The 19001-nt window shown below is 38.0% G+C and carries 16 protein-coding genes and 1 pseudogene; 12 read left to right on the forward strand and 5 right to left on the reverse strand.

What is annotated here, in order from left to right; all coding sequences use genetic code 11:
• Positions 1 to 139: 139 nt before the first annotated feature.
• The 4 genes from J4051_RS00180 to J4051_RS00195 form a co-directional block, all read right to left on the reverse strand.
• Positions 140 to 688, reverse strand: coding sequence for a CopD family protein (locus J4051_RS00180; protein ID WP_208231598.1), 549 nt, complete (start codon positions 686 to 688; stop codon positions 140 to 142).
• Between the two features lie 14 nt (positions 689 to 702).
• Positions 703 to 2055: an MATE family efflux transporter gene (locus tag J4051_RS00185; RefSeq protein WP_208231599.1), complete on the reverse strand. Its 1353-nt coding sequence runs from the start codon at positions 2053 to 2055 to the stop codon at positions 703 to 705.
• Entirely contained in the window at positions 2055 to 3089 is a 1035-nt protein-coding gene (hemH, locus tag J4051_RS00190; RefSeq protein ID WP_208231600.1) for a ferrochelatase, read from the reverse strand. The genes J4051_RS00185 and hemH overlap by 1 nt, the downstream gene beginning before the upstream one ends.
• A gap of 105 nt (positions 3090 to 3194) precedes the next feature.
• Complete coding sequence (locus J4051_RS00195; RefSeq protein WP_236027122.1) at positions 3195 to 4097, reverse strand: helix-turn-helix transcriptional regulator; 903 nt, start codon at positions 4095 to 4097, stop codon at positions 3195 to 3197.
• Between the two features lie 216 nt (positions 4098 to 4313).
• Here J4051_RS00195 and hemA point away from each other — a divergent pair, with 216 nt between their 5' ends.
• The 7 genes and pseudogenes from hemA (at position 4314) to hemF (ending at position 11542) form a co-directional block, all read left to right on the forward strand.
• On the forward strand, positions 4314 to 5558 hold the full coding sequence (gene hemA / locus J4051_RS00200) for a glutamyl-tRNA reductase (protein WP_236027123.1): 1245 nt from the start codon (positions 4314 to 4316) through the stop codon (positions 5556 to 5558).
• Positions 5551 to 7131 (forward strand): hydroxymethylbilane synthase, encoded by a 1581-nt coding sequence (gene hemC / locus J4051_RS00205; RefSeq protein WP_208231601.1) that lies wholly within the window; start codon positions 5551 to 5553, stop codon positions 7129 to 7131. The genes hemA and hemC overlap by 8 nt, the downstream gene beginning before the upstream one ends.
• A 238-nt stretch (positions 7132 to 7369) precedes the next feature.
• Positions 7370 to 8401 (forward strand): uroporphyrinogen decarboxylase, encoded by a 1032-nt coding sequence (gene hemE, locus J4051_RS00210; RefSeq protein WP_208231602.1) that lies wholly within the window; start codon positions 7370 to 7372, stop codon positions 8399 to 8401.
• A gap of 182 nt (positions 8402 to 8583) precedes the next feature.
• Positions 8584 to 9345, forward strand: a complete 762-nt coding sequence (locus J4051_RS00215; protein ID WP_208231603.1) for an EI24 domain-containing protein — start codon at positions 8584 to 8586, stop codon at positions 9343 to 9345.
• Positions 9335 to 9874 (forward strand): GNAT family N-acetyltransferase, encoded by a 540-nt coding sequence (locus tag J4051_RS00220; RefSeq protein ID WP_208231604.1) that lies wholly within the window; start codon positions 9335 to 9337, stop codon positions 9872 to 9874. The genes J4051_RS00215 and J4051_RS00220 overlap by 11 nt, the downstream gene beginning before the upstream one ends.
• 90 nt (positions 9875 to 9964) lie before the next feature.
• A pseudogene (locus J4051_RS18940) lies at positions 9965 to 10318 on the forward strand (transposase); the annotation flags it as partial.
• A gap of 285 nt (positions 10319 to 10603) precedes the next feature.
• Positions 10604 to 11542 carry an oxygen-dependent coproporphyrinogen oxidase gene (hemF, locus tag J4051_RS18945; protein ID WP_236027147.1) on the forward strand — a complete coding sequence of 313 codons (939 nt, stop codon included), beginning with the start codon at positions 10604 to 10606 and terminating at the stop codon, positions 11540 to 11542.
• A gap of 151 nt (positions 11543 to 11693) precedes the next feature.
• On the opposite strand, the gene J4051_RS00230 is transcribed toward hemF, so the two are convergent.
• A complete protein-coding gene (locus tag J4051_RS00230; protein ID WP_208231606.1) occupies positions 11694 to 14330 on the reverse strand; it encodes a DEAD/DEAH box helicase family protein in 2637 nt (878 codons plus the stop codon).
• 155 nt (positions 14331 to 14485) lie between these two features.
• Here J4051_RS00230 and hemB point away from each other — a divergent pair, with 155 nt between their 5' ends.
• The 5 genes from hemB to J4051_RS00255 all read left to right on the forward strand — a co-directional run bounded on the left by hemB (position 14486) and on the right by J4051_RS00255 (position 18988).
• Complete coding sequence (gene hemB, locus J4051_RS00235; protein WP_208231607.1) at positions 14486 to 15478, forward strand: porphobilinogen synthase; 993 nt, start codon at positions 14486 to 14488, stop codon at positions 15476 to 15478.
• Positions 15479 to 15642: 164 nt separating this feature from the next.
• Positions 15643 to 16050: an Lrp/AsnC family transcriptional regulator gene (locus J4051_RS00240; protein ID WP_262897789.1), complete on the forward strand. Its 408-nt coding sequence runs from the start codon at positions 15643 to 15645 to the stop codon at positions 16048 to 16050.
• Positions 16051 to 16132: 82 nt separating this feature from the next.
• Complete coding sequence (locus J4051_RS00245; protein ID WP_208231608.1) at positions 16133 to 17245, forward strand: CNNM domain-containing protein; 1113 nt, start codon at positions 16133 to 16135, stop codon at positions 17243 to 17245.
• Entirely contained in the window at positions 17245 to 17718 is a 474-nt protein-coding gene (locus J4051_RS00250) for a methylated-DNA--[protein]-cysteine S-methyltransferase (protein WP_208231609.1), read from the forward strand. The genes J4051_RS00245 and J4051_RS00250 overlap by 1 nt, the downstream gene beginning before the upstream one ends.
• A gap of 109 nt (positions 17719 to 17827) precedes the next feature.
• Entirely contained in the window at positions 17828 to 18988 is a 1161-nt protein-coding gene (locus tag J4051_RS00255) for a serine hydrolase domain-containing protein (RefSeq protein ID WP_208231610.1), read from the forward strand.
• Positions 18989 to 19001 lie beyond the last annotated feature (13 nt).

Below are 19001 nucleotides of genomic sequence, written 5' to 3' on the forward strand. Positions count from 1 at the left end.
TAGCTCGATAAAGATAGCAATAATCACTCCAAAAACGGCTGTGACGAAAAATTGGAGGCATTAACGATTTGATTGGTGAATGTTATTTTTTGAATAAATGACAATTTACTTTTGAAAGTGGAATTTGGAATTTGGAATTCTAAGCATCAGGATTTCGATTTCTGATGTTTTTATATAATTTAAAACCCAACATCAATAAAACCCCCAAAACCACAATGCCCACGACTCCAAAAATCCAGTTGATTGAATTTTTTAGGATTACCAAAAACACCACAGAAAACAAAATAAATGTGGCACCTTCATTCCATAGTCGCATAAAATTAGAAGTTTTTTTAACCTCATCCTTTTGCAATTGTTTGTAATACTGATGGGTTTTCAGATGATAAAAGATGAGCAAGATGACGAATGCCAATTTCACGTGCATCCAACCTTGATGTAACCAAGACGGCATCAGAACGAGCAACCAAATGGCAAACACTGTGGCTAAAATTGCTGATGGCCAGGTGATGATGTTCCACAAGCGTTTGGCCATCAATTTGAGTTGTTTTCCTAAAATTTCCTTCTCAGGTGATGGTTTATGAAAAGCTTCTATCTGATAGACAAACAACCTCGGAATGTAGAACAATCCAGCAAACCAAGTGATGACAAATATGAGGTGTAAAGCTTTTATGTAATTGTAATAGTCCATCGTTCAAAAATAAATTAAACATCCTTAGGAATCAAATTCCTCTTTATTTCACGATTCAGAAAGTATGCAGTCACGATAGTTGCAAGAACATCTGAAATAGGAAAAGAAATCCATACCCCAAATTCGCCGTAAAACTTTGGCAAAATCAAGATGAGCGGAATGAAGAAGAGGCCTTGTCTGGATAAAGTCAATAATAATGCAGGAACTGCTTTTCCGATGGCTTGAAAATAGGCGGCACCAATAAGCTGCCACGCAATAATGGGTGTTGCCGCAAATACCCAACGCATATTATTTGGCCCTTGACTGACCACATCAGCATCGGTAGTGAACATCCTGATAATGCTTTCTGGAAATATCATTAATACAATAAAAACCATAGTGGCCAGAATGGCGGCGTATTTAATGGCAGTATTTAGCGTTTCTCTAACGCGATGATAGTTTTCAGCCCCGTAATTAAAACCGGCAATGGGTAAAAATCCTTGAGTAACCCCAAGAACAGGAAACATGGCAAACATCAACATTCTTCCCGCAATGGCATAAGAGGTTACGGACGTTTCTCCACCCAGATCAAATAGGATATTATTCATAAACAAATAGGTGACACTCACAACCGCTTGACGTGACAGTGTAACAAAACCTAAGGAAGAAATTTCTTTGACAATTGGAAAATTCAGTCCCAAATGTGCAAAGTCAATTTTCATTTCAGATCTTTTAGAGACAAAAAACCAGAGGATAAATACCAAACATATCAAATAAGAAAGTGTAGTGGCCCATGCAGCTCCGGCCATGCCGAAATCCAAGAGGTAGATAAAAACATAATCCATGATAAGATTACTGACCGATGGGATCATCATGGCATACATGGCAAACTTTGGTTTTCCTTCTGCTCGAATGACCGTATTTGCCATCATACAAAGTGCCAGTAAAGGCACTCCATAAAGAACAATTTCGTAATAGATTTTAGCGGGCTCAAAAATGGCGCCTTTCCCACCAAAGGATTCGATAATACCATCCGCAAAAAGTAGGCCCACAGTGACCAAGGAAAGTGTCAACACTAAAGTCAAGGTGATTTGGTTGCCGAAAGTTTTTAGTGCCTTTTCATAGTTGTTGGCACCTAAGGCTCTTGAGATTATAGAAGACCCTCCAATACCGATAGCCATACCCAAAGCCGCTATAAAAAACGACACTGGCAAGACAACATTAATGGCGGCAATGGCCGTAGGACCAATCCAATTCCCTACAAAAATAGTATCCACCAAGATGTTCAGGGACATCACCAAAATCCCGATCGATGCAGGAGCAGCTTGCTTTATCAAGAGTTTGCTGATGGGTTGTGTGCCTAAATCTTGAGAGGAATCTTTAGCCATTAGACTGGAACGGCTTGTACAGTTGCCCAATCATCGATCCAATTGGAAAGTATCTCAACAAATTCGTCATCGTCATTTAAACAAGGTACCGTTGTAAATTCCTTACCACCAACTTCATGAAAGATTTCTTGGCCTTCCATGGCAATTTCTTCTAAGGTTTCTAAACAATCACTCACAAATGCTGGGGTTACAACAGCCAAATTTTGAACGCCATTTTTGCCCATACGCTCGATGGTCAAATCTGTTGGAGGCTGCAACCAAGGGTCAAATCCCAATCTGGATTGAAAAGATGAAGAATAGGTGCCCTCTTTCAAATTCAGTTTTTCAGCCACTAAGCGCGTGACCTCCAAACATTGGTGACGGTAGCAAAATTCGTGTGCAGGAGATGGTGTTATGCAACAGCTCTTATCGATTTTGCAATGGGATTTTGTGATGTCACGTTTTCGGATGTGACGCTCCGGAACCCCATGATAAGAAAACAACAAATGATCGTACGGATTACCTTTCAAATGTCGCGCTATAGAATTGCTAAGGACATTAATATAATCTTCACGATTGTAAAACGCTTTCAAATCTGAGATCTTGAGGTTTGGGAAATGTTCTTTCCTAATTTCTTCAGCTAAGACCAAGATAGTTTCGGTGGTCGCCATAGCAAATTGCGGGTAAAGCGGCATCAAAAAGACGTCCTCAACACCTTTATCTACCAACTCTTGAAGTCCCTTTTTTATGGTCATACTACCATACCGCATGGCCAAAGCCACTGGAAGATCGGTGTTTTTTTGTATTTTTTTCTGAAGTCGCTCAGAAATGACGATTAATGGCGAACCTTCCTCCCACCATATTTTTTGGTACGCTTCCGCAGAGGCCTTTGGACGTGTATTTAAAATAATCCCTTTTACGATGAAGGTTCTTAACCAAAGCGGAACGTCAATGACCCGCTCATCCATTAAAAACTCACTCAGATAAGGTTTAACATCTTCTGGTGTTGGGCTGTCTGGCGAACCTAAATTAACAAGTAAAACTCCTTTTTTCATATCTTATTCCTGCGATAGCAGAAATCTATTTTTTAATTAGATTCCAATTGATAAAGATCTTCAAATCTCGAAAGACTCGAGAATGAACATCTTTTAAATATTATTTTACGAAGATAATGACATTAAATATTTTTTTGGGGTCGTGCCATATTTCTTTTTAAATGCCACTATAAAGTGGCTCGATGTACTATAGCCAACTTTCAAGCCTACCTCATTCACATTGTAGTCAGTGGACTCCAATAGCTTTCTGGCAACTTCCATCTTATAATCGAATAAAAAACTGTAAACCGTATCCCCATAAATCTGCTTAAAACCTTCTTTAAGTTTCTTAATGTTCAATCCGATCTCTTCAGAAAGCTCCTGCAAGGTCGGTGGCTCAGCCATTCTGGAAATGACAATATCCTTGGCCTTCCGGATTTTCATCACATTAGTATCATCCACCAAAAACGGACATTGCTCTATATTGGCATCTTCACTTCTATTGAAATACAAACTTAAGAGTTCATAGGCTTTCCCCTTGAAATAAAGATTTTTGATGGATGAATTCAAATTATAATGGATCAATTGTGTCAAGACAATCGCCATAGATGGAGAAACTTTTCCATCCTTGTAATATTTTTTATCCTTGTTGTCATTGCTCAAAAAAGTAATATAACCCGCTTCCTGGGAGAAAAGACCATGGAATTTTTTTATGGAAATCACAATCGAGACCAACCACGAATTTGGCTGCATTTCCATATGCATCGGTAAATCACGTTGTGGGTTGTAAAGCAATAGTGAGTTTTCTTCCAATATATCTAAAGCATAGCGTCCTTCATTAAAAATGAACTTACTAAATCCTTTCAAACAAAAGTGAAATTGAATAAAACTACTGTCTATGGCGCGCTCAATAATCTCTACATTATTACTTTCATTTTGATAGGTCATTACCAAAAAGCCTTCATCAATTTCAGTCTCCTCCAAAGAACCTTTAACGACATTTTTCAAATCCATTGTTTTAATTTCCATTGTTTCTTATTTAGATTCATTCTAAACTAAATCATCCTTAAGCATTGGTACTACTGCAAAAGTATGTTATTTATAACACTTCTATAAAATAAAACAATAAAAAACATCGAACGACATTTATAGTCCTTTGAGCGTTGTTTATATTCCATTGACATATCTACTTTTGTCTTGAATCTTCGCTATCGAATATCCAAAACCAATATTGAGCACCATCTTATGTTAAAAACTACTTATTTTTATGCCATTGGATTAAGCTATAAAAAGGCTGATGCAGATATTAGGGGACGTTTTAGTTTGGACGACACTTCAAAACAAAATTTACTCCATCAGGCGAAAGAAGTAGGCATTGAGAGTTTGATCGTCAACTCAACTTGCAACAGAACCGAGCTTTATGGTTTTGCAGAACATCCTTACCAACTTATCAAATTACTTTGTGAGAATTCCAAAGGCACTATTGAAGAGTTTCAGCATGTTGCTTATATTCATAAAAACCAAGAAGCCATTTCGCACATGTTTCGTGTAGGATCGGGATTGGACAGTCAAATTTTAGGTGATTTTGAGATCATAAGTCAACTTAAAACATCTGCGAGATCATCCAAAAAACTGGGATTGCTCAACGCCTTTACGGAACGCTTGCTGAATGCAGTCATCCAAGCCAGCAAACGCATTAAAAACGAAACGGAGATTTCTTCGGGAGCAACTTCTGTATCCTTTGCCTCCGTCCAATATATCTTAAAAACGATTGAAAACGTTACAGACAAAAATATTTTACTTTTTGGAACTGGTAAAATCGGAAGAAACACCTGTGAAAACTTAGTGAAACACACTAAAAACGAACATATCACCTTAATCAATAGAACGAAAACCAAGGCTCAAGAAGTTGCTGGTAAATTCAATCTATTAGTTAAAGATTATGCCAATCTCCAAGAGGAAATCAATGTCTCTGACATCTTAATTGTTGCTACAGGCGCCCTTAATCCTACAGTTGACAAAAATTGTATCCAATCTAAAAAACCATTATTGATTTTAGATCTTTCGATTCCGAAAAATGTCAATCCTGATGTTACTGAATTATCCAATGTATCCTTGATTCATCTCGATGATTTATCGCAAATGACAGACGATACTTTAGAGCGTAGAAAAACATTCATCCCATTAGCAGAAAATATTTTAGAAGAAGTTAAACTGGATTTTAACAATTGGCTTGAAACTCGTAAATTTGCACCAACCATCAACGCATTAAAGCATAAATTGCTCGATTTCAAAAATGCGGAATTGGAAACCCAACGTAAAAAATACGCTGATTTCGATGAAGCCCAAGCCGAATTGATCAGTAATAATATCATTCAAAAAATAACCAATCACTTCGCGTATCATCTTAAAACAGATGACACGTCTACTGATGACAGTATTGAACTCATCAGAAGAGTGTTCCAGTTAGAATCCACTACAAATGTCTAAAATAATAAGAATTGGCACCCGTGATAGCGAGTTAGCGCTATACCAAGCCAAAGCTGTCCAAAATCAACTTGAGACCTTGGGTCATCTTACCCAGTTAGTTCCTGTAAAATCAACCGGAGATTTGGTTCTTGATAAACCCATCTATGAAATGGGCATTGTTGGCGTGTTTACTCGAATTTTAGATGCGGCAATGCTCAACAACGAAATTGATATTGCCGTCCATTCCTTCAAAGATGTTCCGACACTTTTACCTCAGGGTATTGTTCAAGCCGCAGTATTAAAACGCGGCAACGTTAGGGATACTTTGGTTTTCAAAAAAAATGAAGAATTTCTATCGCAAAGAGATGCAGTGATTGCCACTGGTAGCTTAAGACGGAAAGCTCAATGGCTCAATCGGTATCCAACGCATACCATTGTTGGCTTAAGAGGCAATGTCAATACACGACTTCAAAAACTGCATGACAATGAAGATTGGAATGCGGCCATTTTTGCCGCTGCCGGGATTGGAAGAATTGGAGCGCGTCCACAAGATGCCATCAATTTAGATTGGATGGTTCCAGCTCCTGCACAAGGCGCCATCATGATTACGGCACGTGAAGAAGATGAGGAAGTGCTTACCATCTGCAAAGAAATCAATCACGAAGAAACCGAAATCTGTACCACCATCGAGCGTCGTTTTTTGAATCTTTTAGAAGGTGGCTGTTCGGCACCTATTGGTGCTTTAGCATTTATCAAAAATGAAGAGGTCAACTTTCAGGGTGTCCTGTTGAGTTTAGATGGCACCAAAAAAATTGAAGTTACACGTATCGAAAAACTCGGGAATCACCACAATATTGCTCAGTTTGCTGCAGATTACGTGTTGGAGCGTGGCGGAAATCGAGTGATGAACGAGCTCAATGACACAGATAAAGTCATACAAGTATTCTCCACTCGGAATTTATCCGAATTACAACGCCAGCGTTTTAAAAATGTCACCGTAGAAAGTACCGACTTCTTAAAAATAAGCTTGAATAGGATTGCAAAACCTATTTTGAAGTCACCCATTGAAAACGTCATCATCACCAGCCAAAATGCTGTAGAAGCTATTACTGCAAGTGTTCCTAAAGAAGAATTACAATTTAAGAATATCTATTGCGTTGGCCGCCGCACCAAAAGATTGATAGAAAATAGAATTGGTAAAGTCAAGCATTCTGAAAATTATGCGAAAGATCTTGCTGCCTATTTAGTAGAGTTTATTGATGGCACTGAAGTGACCCATTTTTGTAGCGACATCAGATTGGATGAATTGTCTCAAACCCTTGAAAAAAACAATATTAAGGTGAATGAAGTTGAGGCGTACAAAACTGTTCTGGATTCAGAAAAAATAGACCCAAAGATTGAAGGGATTATGTTTTATAGCCCGTCAACCGTAGAAAGCTATATGATTAATAACGAAGCCGAAGGTAAAGTTGCTTATTGCATAGGAGATACTACCGCAGCCGAAGCTGAAAAGCATTTTGAGGATGTGCGGGTTGCGAGAATTCCGACCGTTGAGAGCGTAATTGATTTAGTGAATGAAAATTATGCCTCATAAAACAGAAACAACCTGCAAATAGGTTTTTAATTCTGAACCTGCAAGGTTTCTAAAACCTTGTAGGTTTTGATATGAGAGCTATTATTATTGACAAATAAAATCTAAAGTGAAACGATGAGATTCCTGCCTTCGCAGGAATTTATCAAAAACCTTGTAAGTTTAAAATCTGAATTACCGTTATAAAAAAGAAAATCATTAACTTAAAAAATGAGATTCCTGCCTTCGCAGGAATGTGGACATGATAAAAAACGATTTATACTTAAGAGCATTAAAAGGAGAAACAGTAGACCGTCCGCCAGTGTGGATGATGCGTCAAGCTGGACGTTATTTGCCTGAATTTCAAGAAATAAAAGCCAAATACGACTTCTTCACCCGTTGTAGAACCCCAGAATTGGCGAGTGAAATAACCGTGCAGCCCATCCGTCGATACGGAATGGATGCCGCTATTTTATTCAGCGACATCTTGGTCATACCGCAAGCTATGAATATTGAGGTGCAAATGAAACCTGATTTTGGACCTTATTTACCAAATCCAGTACGTACACAAAAAGATGTGGACAATGTAATTGTTCCGGATGTGCACGTTGAATTGGACTATGTCATGCAGGCTATTAAAATGACTAAAGACATGCTTGACGATGAGGTACCTTTAATTGGTTTTGCAGGATCACCTTGGACTATCTTATGTTATTGCGTTCAAGGTCAAGGCAGCAAAAACTTTGACAAAGCAAAGCAGTTTTGTTTTACAAACCCAATTGCCGCACATCAATTGTTGCAAAAAATTACCGATACCACCATTACCTATTTACAAGCAAAAGTGGCTGCTGGATGTGATGCCGTACAGATCTTTGATTCTTGGGGCGGTATGTTAGCACCTTCCGATTATCACGAATTTTCTTGGCAATATATCAATCAGATCATTGAAGCTTTAAAGGACCATGCGCCTGTGATCGCTTTTGGTAAAGGCTGTTGGTTTGCATTAGGCGACATGGCAAGATCAAACGCTACAGCTTTAGGAATTGACTGGACCTGTTCTCCAAGAAATGCACGTTATTTAACTGGAGGAAATATTACCTTACAAGGTAATTTTGATCCTTCCAGACTATTTTCGCCGCCTGCAGAAATCAAGAAAATGGTAAAACAGATGATTGATGAGTTTGGGAAAGATAAATATATCGTGAACTTAGGTCATGGAATTTTACCGAATATTCCTTTGGATAACGCCAAAGCGTTTATTGATGCGGTAAAGGAGTATAAGAGCCCATCCTAACCTTCCATAAGGGAAAGAACTGTTGTGGAGACAACATTAATAGATTAATTTTCCCAACCTGCAAGGTTTCTAAAACCTTGTAGGTTTTAATCATAATAGAGAGCACAAGAAATGTTTGGCAGAATCTCAAATTTTATTACATTCAAATCCCCTCTTCTTTGGAGAGGGTCAGGGAGAGGCCTATGATTGGCAACATTTTTAAAGGCATTAAAGCCTACGCAGGAACTTTCAAATTAATTTCCAAACTCGGACTTTGGAAGTTTTTTGGTATTCCTATGTTGATCAGTTTTTTGGTGGCATCGACAATCATAATTTCTGCTTATAGTTTCTCAGATAATTTCGCTTATTATATTTCTAAACTTTGGGTTTGGGAATGGGGAAATGAAACGTTTTTCCTAATCAGTGAAATTTTAAGTGGTATTTTGATTCTCGTGCTGGGCTTTATTCTATATAAGCATATTGTAATGGCCTTCTCAGCGCCTTTTATGAGTCCGGTATCAGAAAAAATTGAAGCCCATTTATTGGGTGTGGAAAGGCACCAACATAGAGACACCTCGTTTTCTGAACAATTATGGCGCGGCATACGGATTAATGTCAGAAATTTAATGATGGAATTGCTGTTGACAATCCCCATCATACTCATTGGCTTTATACCAATAATTGGTTTCTTCTCTACCATTGCATTGTTCTTGGTACAAGCCTACTATGCAGGTTTCGGAAATATGGATTATACATTGGAACGGCATTTTAAATATGATGAAAGCATTAAATTTGCAAAACAGCATCGCGGATTGGCCATTGGGAACGGTATTGTTTTTATGTTGTTCTTATTGATTCCGGTAATCGGAATTATTTTTGTGCTGCCATTATCGGTAACCGCGGCATCAACAGAAACCGTAGCTTTGCTTAAATCACAAAACAGATTAAAATCCAATGATTTATAGTTCGGACCTTTTCACTATTTCACTTTTAAAGCCCAAAGATGCCTTGCAGCTGAATAAATTACTCGTGTCCAATACTGATCGTTTTATTCGGTTTCTTCCAAAAACCTTAGAAGAGAACACAACCCTAGAAAGTACGCGTAACTATATTCAACGAAAAACTAAATCGGCTGAAAAAAGAAATGAATTTGTTTTTATCATCCATGATAAACACAGTATTGATATCATCGGAATGATCATTTTGAAGAATTTGGATTGGAAAGCAAAACAAGGTGAATTTGCCTATTGCATTGGAAAACGCTTTAAAGGCAAAGGCTTGATGAGCAAAGCCATAAAAGCAACCTCCAACTATGTTATTAAGAACTTAGGCTTGGAAACACTTCAAATCCTTTCACACAAAACTAATTTGCCGAGTATAAATACGGCTATACGGTCGGGTTTTAAATGGCAAGGCACTTTAAAAGATGAGTTCAAGCCTTTAAATGAAGCTCCCTTAGATATGGAACTTTTTGAATATTCCATAGCGACCTGACCTGCCAGGTTTCAAAACTGACCTGCAAGGTTTCCAAAACCTCGACCTGCAAGGTTTCCAAAACCTTGTAGGTCTAAAACCTAACAACTTATGAAACTAGAAAAATTAGAAAAAAGCCACTACTATCATATTTTTAATCGCGGGATCAATAGTGAGCCAATCTTTAAATCAAATGATAATAAAGATTATTTTTTAATGCTTTTCAATAAACATCTTGGAGATAAAGTTGATGTTTTAGCTTATTGCTTAATGACAAACCACTTTCATTTCGTAATAAGATTGAATGAAGATGAACAGATTGCAACCCAATCGTTTTCAAATTTTTTCAATGCCTACGCGAAAGCTTATAATAAACAACAGTCTAGAACCGGAAGTCTGTTTGAGAAGCATTTCCGTCGAAAACGCATCGATTCAGATAAATACCTTAGAAATGTGATCATGTATGTGCATAACAACCCATTGCATCATGGAACCGAAATCGATATAATTGATTATAAATATTCATCCTATCAAAATTTTATAGCGAACCCAAAACAGCAATCTGTAACAATTGAAAAGGATTTTGTGATTGAATTGTTTGATACACTGGAGAATTTTAAAATTACACATCATGATTTCTCTTCAGCCGATTCTCTGGATATAGAGTTGCAAGATTTGACAAGCTCAGACCTACAAGGTTTCCAAAACCTTGCAGGTCAAGACAACGATAGTTCTCAGCAGCAAGTCAACCTGCAAGGTCTCCAAGACCTTGTAGGTTTCAAATCAACCAAAAACAAATTCTACAATTACATCCAAACCCTCCAGGACATCATCGTTTCTAAACTTGAAACTGTAGATGGCAAGGCCAAATTTCAAGAAGACCTGTGGGAACGCCCTGAAGGCGGTGGCGGTCGAACGCGAGTCATTGAAAACGGCAATGTTTTTGAAAAAGGAGGGGTCAATATTTCCGCAGTTCATGGCGAATTGCCGGATAGCATGCAGCAATATTTTGGTGTAAAAAACGCTAATTTCTTTGCCTGCGGCTTGAGTCTAGTGCTCCATCCAAAAAACCCAATGGTTCCGACCGTACACGCCAATTGGCGCTATTTTGAAATGTACGATCAAGAGGGGAAAATCGTAGATTCATGGTTTGGTGGCGGACAGGATTTGACACCTTACTATTTGTTTGACGCAGATGCCATTCATTTTCACCAGGTCTGTAAAACGGCCTGCGATAAGCATCATCCTGATTTTTATGAACTTTACAAGAAAAGATGTGACGAGTACTTTTGGAACACGCATCGCAACGAAGCACGCGGCGTTGGTGGATTGTTTTTTGATTATTGCAAATCAAGTGATGACATGTCCATGGACGATTGGTATAACTTTGTAACAGAAGTAGGCGATAGTTTTTTGGACAGCTACGTACCCATTGTTGAAAAACGAAAAGAATTGCTGTATTCAGACTCGCAACGAAACTGGCAAGAAATCCGTCGTGGCCGGTATGTAGAATTTAACTTGGTTCACGACAAAGGCACCTTATTTGGATTGAAAACCAATGGCCGTATTGAAAGTATTTTGATGAGTCTGCCGCCACATGTGCAGTGGGTTTATGATCATCATCCTGAAACTGGAAGTGAAGAAGAACGACTCGTTAACATCTTACAAAACCCGAAAAATTGGGTTTAAAACGATATTAACTGTAATGTTTTTGTATGCTTTTATCCTTTGAGCAAAACGATAGCATTTTTTATCTCGAATTTTATGTTGGCTATCGTTATAAAACTCTGAAAGGAAGGGTGAAATAGCAGACGATTTTAATGATTGTTCTGGGTTTTAATCATTTCCACGTCATCACCTCTTTACTCACTTCATTAAACTTATTAGTGATGTGAAATAGGCGGGCTTTTAGCAATAGTTTTCTACCTTCCAAATGTCTTGTGTAAATCAATTTTGACCGACCAAGATGTTGGTTCCAATGCTTTTGAAAGATCAGAGCTCTTTTTTTATGATCACCAAACATTTCGGGAACGGCATAAAAATTTTCGAGATCCAAACGCCGTTTAAAAAAACTGGTTCTTATGATCAAATAGCGAGGTGTTTCAATAGGCGCTAACAGTTGGCTCAAAGCTCCCGTAAACAAGGCATCTTCCAATCTTGACGCATTATTTAGGCAACAAATCAACTGTCCTTGAGAAGAAAACTCTGCAATCACTGAAATATTCTGCCTTTTAGAAGTCATGTGACCCAATTCATAAAGCGTGTCCAAAATGGCATTTCCCATTTCCTTGATTCTCTGAAACAAAAATCCATGGTGCGAATAAAGTTGAAAGGCCTTGTAAAATCGGTATCCAAACGAAAGCATTAAGGCAATAACCAAAGAGTTCAAAAAATAATACACCCCTCGGTTCAAAATAACTTGAATGCTTTTGACGAAATATTCAATAAAAAACAAACCCAATCCCAGTAGCAATTCTAAAATAAAAAAGAGCACCATATCTTTATAATAGATCCGCTTCTGACGCTTATATGGAATTTCATCCAAATCCATAAGTTTGATTTCTCTTGTCAAATGACTGCCCGAATCAATGGCAACCTGCCAGCTATTTACAGTATTACTTCGATCCTTGGAGTTTTGAAGTGTGATTTCATTTAAAGTTTCAACATCTTCTGCTCTGATTTCTTTTGGAAGTTCCAATCGATCCAAACCATTTTCAATAACCGGAAAGGTTTTATTGGAAACGCCCATAAAAGCTTGAAATCGGCGTTGGAGGGTTTCCACATCTTTACCGCCATTGGACGCCGTTGGATCAATACAGGCAAGGTGCCAGATATTCCCCACTTTATGAGGATTTAAAGGATTTTTTCGAATAGCACGACCACGCATTTGATTACTCGACACAAATGAGCCTACAAATGATGCGAGAATCAAGCTATTTATCGATGGTGCATCCCATCCTTCACCCAATAGCGATTTCGTACCAACTAAGATTTTGATGTCACCCTGCTGAAAAAGCAGTGTCAGTACCTCAACCGCAGATTTTGACGTACCGCTTTTTGGAGTAAGCACTAAAAATTCGGCATCTGATGGAAATTCAGAAAAGGAAAAATTTTCAGCGCCTGCAATGTGCTCCACTGCAACTTTTATAGACTGATGAATAACCACAATACTACCAGAAAGCACTGCCAAATACTGTTTGTCTGCAAAATGAGATCGCAAATATTGAAAAATGGGAATCACTCCAATTTTGTTGATGGTTTGTATTTGATCATTTGGCGTGCTACAAAATTCCTTTCTGATATAATCGGTGAGAATCACACATCTTAAATCACCATTGAGATGTTCATATTCTGAGGTCACCACAGTCACAATACTTTTGAGTTTACTGGGGCTTTTGGTCAAGGATTTATAAAGCAAAGTTTCACCTATCAAATCGATCTTTCCGTTGTTAAATCCACTCATCCGTTTCAACTCATTTTCCAAAGATTTTAAATAAGACTCTTGATCTTCAAGTGTTAAACGATCATTTACAAGAATATTTTGCAATAAAACCTGTATCCACTCTAAGGTCAAATCAGGAAATTCGATGGTTTCGCTCCTTTTAAAACCCAAAATTCTCAATTTTTCCTTTGGAATTATTACCCCACATTTATTAAGAAAAATCAAGATGGACGAAAAGTACTCCACATTCCCGTATAAATCCTCTAAATGTTCAGAGGTATGCCGATAAAATCGGTGTTGGATCAAAAACGTTTTAAACATTTCATCAATTAAAAGTACATCAACAAAATCCGCAATTTGACGTCGATAAGCCACAATAAAATTGATTTCTAAATCATCAGGCTTGGACAAATAAATAAAATCTTGATGTGGGCATAAATCAGTCGCTTTTACAAGATCTGGAACCGCAATTTCATCATCAATTGGGCCACAGAGAATAAAGTATTTAGAAATTTCCGTACGATCACTGTCATAAGGAGGCGTTGCTGTAAGTGCCACAACATAAGGATTGATGGCGTTTTTCAAGTCCATGAGCGTTTGCCACCAACTATTTTTTAAATGATGTGCTTCATCCAAAACCAGAACTTCAATTTGATGTTTTTCGAAAAACGCGGTAAAATCCCCTAAACTTTTGAACGATTTATGCAATGCATGTAGCGATTGATAGGTGACAAAGGTGATGTCAGAAGGTTCCTTTATGTTAAATGAAAAGTTCTTAAAATCTTGATATTCCGTAAAAAATTCTTGCAGTCTGTTTTCCCACTGGTTTCTAATCGTTAAGGTAGGTGCAAGAACCAGTGTTTTCTTGCCAATTTTCCTGATAATTTCAATGCCGAGAATCGTTTTGCCAGAACCCGGTGGTGCTACCACATGAAAATGACAGTCTGAAAGATGACGTTCAAAATTTTCTAAAAGAATCTGTTGATAATTTCTCCAGGTGAACACAAATTTCAAATGTCTGAAGCGGTTATTCAAGTTTAAGTGGGTTTAAATTTTTAAATTTGCAAAAGCTAAAAATAAGTAATTCATAGTAAAAGCAACGAGCGTTCTCCACCTCATTTTAGAGGAATATATAATTAACGTTGAAATAGGATGCCGTCAACTTTCACTTTCACTTTTAACATAGAATCATGTACCCATTAAGAAGAAATAGAAGATTAAGAACCAATGAAGCCATTCGATCTTTAGTTAGAGAAACCATCATTTCACCAAATGATTTTTTGGTGCCACTTTTTGTCGTAGAAGGCAAAAATGTCAAAGAAGAAATTGCCTCGATGCCAAATTACTTTCGCTACAGTTTGGATCTCTTAGAAAATGAAGTCAAGGAACTTTGGAACATGGGCTTAAAATCCGTTTTACTTTTTGTGAAAGTTCCCGATAATCTAAAAGACAATCAAGGCAAGGAAGCTATCAACCCTAACGGATTGATGCAACGGGCTATTAAAACGGTTAAGAACGCTTGTCCCGAGATGTTGGTGATGACCGATGTGGCCTTTGATCCTTATTCCGCTTATGGACACGATGGCATCGTGCAAAATGGAATGATTCTGAACGATGAATCCGTTGATCTTTTAGCTGAAATGAGCGTTTCGCACGCTGAGGCTGGCGCCAACTTTGTCGCTCCAAGTGATATGATGGATGGTCGAATTTTGGCGATACGTGAAGCTTTGGAAGATGAAGGCTTTACTGAAACAGGTATTATGAGCTATTCGGCTAAATATGCCTCTGCATTTTACGGGCCTTTCCGAGATGCCTTGGATTCTGCGCCAGTGGACATGAAAAATATTCCCAAGGACAAAGCCACCTATCAAATGGATTACGGCAACCGTTTTGAAGCGCTTAGAGAAACCGAAATGGATATTGACGAAGGTGCAGATATTGTCATGATCAAACCAGGACTATGCTATTTGGATATTGTACGGGAAATCAAAAATGCGGTGGATGTTCCTGTTGCTGTATACCAAGTATCTGGAGAATATGCGATGTTGAAAGCGGCGGCTGAAAAGGGTTGGCTAAACCACGATGCTGTGATGATGGAACAAATAACCGCCATAAAACGCGCTGGAGCTGATGTAATCGCTTCTTACTTTGCGAAGGATGTGGTTCGACTTTTGAATAAATAAAACCTTCTGATTGCTTAGGTTTTATCATTTTGAATACTGTGGATAGTTTCTAATTCCTTATGTGTAATTCATATTAAATCATCGGTTTTAATTACCAATCAAAAATATTTTTATATATTTAATTTCGATTAAACCTGTAATCTCTTAATATATTTTTGAATCAAATGGATAATATAGACACAAAAATCCTTCAAATGCTTCGCCGAAACGCACGCGAATCTTTTGCAACCATTGGTAAAAAAGTAGAACTCTCTGCCCCTGCTGTGGGTAAACGTGTTAAGCAATTAGAGGAAAAAGGAATTATTTTAGGATATTCCCTAAAAATCAATCACGAGAAACTTGGCGTGGCAACCAAAGCATATATCAATTTAAGTATCCATCAATCGAGTACTTTAAGAACGGCCTACAACCAAATTATCCATCAAGAAGAGGTGCAGCGTTGTGACCGGATTACGGGCGAAGATAGCTTGTGCATTTTAGGATTCTTTAAAAACAATCAAGATTTGATCACTTTTATTGAACGTATTTCACAATATGGAGTGCCGACTACCAGCATTATTTTAGAAAGTTAAGTACTAATTTTAAGTCATTTTCTTAAAAACACAAATCAAGAAACTAAGAATATGCTTAAATTAGCAAGAAACACTCAAATCAATGACCTTATTAATCCTTTATGCATTTATTTCTATTTTCTTCTCGTTTCTCTGTTCCATATTAGAGGCGGTTTTGTTGAGCTTAACACCAACCTTTATTAATATTAAGAAGAAAGAAGGCAAAAGTTACGCAGTAAGTTTGGAAGCATTAAAAAAGGATGTCGATCAACCACTTATCGCGATTTTAACACTTAACACCATTGCACACACGGTCGGCGCCATTTTAGTGGGTGTCCAGGCTGAAAAAGTATTTGGAAATGGCGACAATTCCATTTTGATCGTGTCAGCGGTGATGACCCTTCTTATTTTGGTTTTGTCTGAAATCATTCCGAAAACAATTGGTGCCACTTATTGGAAAAACTTGGCTAATTTCACTTCAAAAGGGCTCAATATTCTAATATTTCCATTAAAATATACCGGTATTCTTTGGCTTTTACAATTGACCACAAAACTGATTGGTGGCAAAAATGCCCATGTCAGTACCGTAAGTAGGGACAGTTTTTTAGCCATGGCCGATATTGCCCATGAGGAAGGCGTGTTTCAGGCATCAGAGAGTACAGTCATTAAAAACCTTATCAACTTTAAAAAGATTTTAGCAAAAGACATCATGACGCCACGAACCATGATGGTTTCTGAGGATGAAAAAACCTCAGTAAAAACCTTTTTTGATGAGAATCAAGAGCTTCGTGTATCACGAATACCAATTTATTCCGAAAATCCGGATAATATCACTGGATTAGTGCTTAAAGATGATATCTACAGAGAAATGGCCCTTGATAACGACGATAAAGTTCTGGCGGATATCCGACGGGATATCATCATTATTGAACGTAATTTACCCATTCCTATCTTATTTGAGAAATTAGTGGCGAGTAAAAACCACATGGCTTTGGTCGTGGATGAATACGGCACCGTTACTGGATTGGTCACTATGGAAGATGTGATTGAAACCTTATTGGGACTTGAAATCATGGATGAAAGTGATAATGTTGCAGACCTTCAAAAGCAGGCTCGAAAAAGCTGGGAAGCTCGTGCCAAACGCTTGGGAATGATTCAGGACCAGCAGGAAAAGGAGATCAAAACTCAAAATGACAACTCCAAAAATGATCATTAATGGAAACCTGCATCATCCAATCGCCATTGGGATTCACCAAAATTAGTGGTGATGAAGACGGTATTACTTCCATCTCCATATTGAATTCTGAAGAAAGAGTCACGGATATTATTCCCATAGAACTTGAAGATTGCGTCCATCAACTCAATGAATATTTTGAAGATAAACGCACACAGTTCGATCTTACATTAAATCCTGAAGGTACAGACTTTCAGAAAAAGGTATGGTCGGCACTTCAAACCATTCCTTATGGAAAAACATGTTCCTATTTAGAACTATCTCAACAGCTGGGAGATGCCAAAGCCATAAGAGCCGTCGCCAATGCCAACGGCAGGAATCCATTGTGGATTGTTGTGCCCTGTCATCGCGTCATCGGAAGTGACGGAAGCTTGACGGGTTATGCCGGCGGATTATATCGCAAGCAATGGCTGTTGGAGCATGAAAGTCCTTATAAACAACAATCTTTATTTTAAGTAAAATTGGACTTGACATGCTCTAACCCTAATACTTCAAGACTGTCAGCTATTGTTCTATAGCCATTGCAAGAATATTCCCTATATTTAGTCCTCTAAACACCAACCTATGAAATTTCTTAAAAAATTCCTTAAATGGATTCTCATTTTACTTGTGCTCTTAGTGGCCATTTTGTACATCACAGATACAGATTATTTATTAAAAGCTGTGAGAACCATTTATATCAAAGGTCATACAACAGCCTATTTAGAAGACTATAAAGAATTTGATAATGAAGTAGTAGCCAACGGGACACCACAACCTTGGCCAAACCACGCGCAATATAATTCTGCCAAAGAAACGGAAGCACTCCAAAAAATCAATACAGATCTTGGAACTATAGCTTATGTCATTATCAAGAATGACAGCATTTGGTTTGAAAACTATTATGACGGCTTTGGTGAAAACTCCAAGACCAACTCATTTTCCATGGCCAAAAGTTATGTCTCTGGATTGATGCAAAAAGCCATTGAACAAGGTCATATCAAAAGTTTGGACCAACCAGTTGGTGATTTCTTTCCAGAATTTAGTGAAGGAAAAGCCGCAAAAATGACGGTTGGTGACCTATCTACCATGAGTTCCGGCACCAATTGGGATGAAGCTTACTACTCGCCATTATCCATTACCACACGGGCGTATTTTGATGACGATTTAGCAAAGGTGATTTTAGGATTGAAAATGGAGGATGAACCCGGACAAAAATTCAAGTATGCCAGTGGTGATACTCAATTATTGGCCATGGTAATCGAAAAAGCAACAGGTAAAAAAATATACGATTATTTATCCGAATCCTTCTGGAAACCATTGGGTTCTGAGAATTCAACACTTTGGCAAGTGGATAGTGAAGCCAATGATTTGGTCAAAGCCTATTGCTGTATTGCCAGTAATGCCAAAGATTTTGCCCGCTATGGGAAATTATTTAAGGATCACGGGAAATGGAATGGCAAGCAAATTTTAGATTCTACATTTGTTGCCAAATCCGTCGTACCTCGTTTCCCAGATGGTCAAGAATATGGATACGGATGGTGGCTGATTCAAGATCATAACGGAAAAGACTTTTTTATGATGCGTGGCCATCTGGGCCAATACGTCATCGTTCAACCTGAAGACAACGTGATTATAGTGCGCTTGGGTCATGAATCGCTAAAAGTTGATTATGATGGAGAGCCCTTTACGGACGACATTTATGCGTATATTGATGAGGCTTATGTGATGATGGGTCGAGATTAGTTTTGACGTAAGC

The organism is Gelidibacter pelagius (assembly GCF_017581925.1).
Lineage (GTDB): Bacteria > Bacteroidota > Bacteroidia > Flavobacteriales > Flavobacteriaceae > Gelidibacter > Gelidibacter pelagius.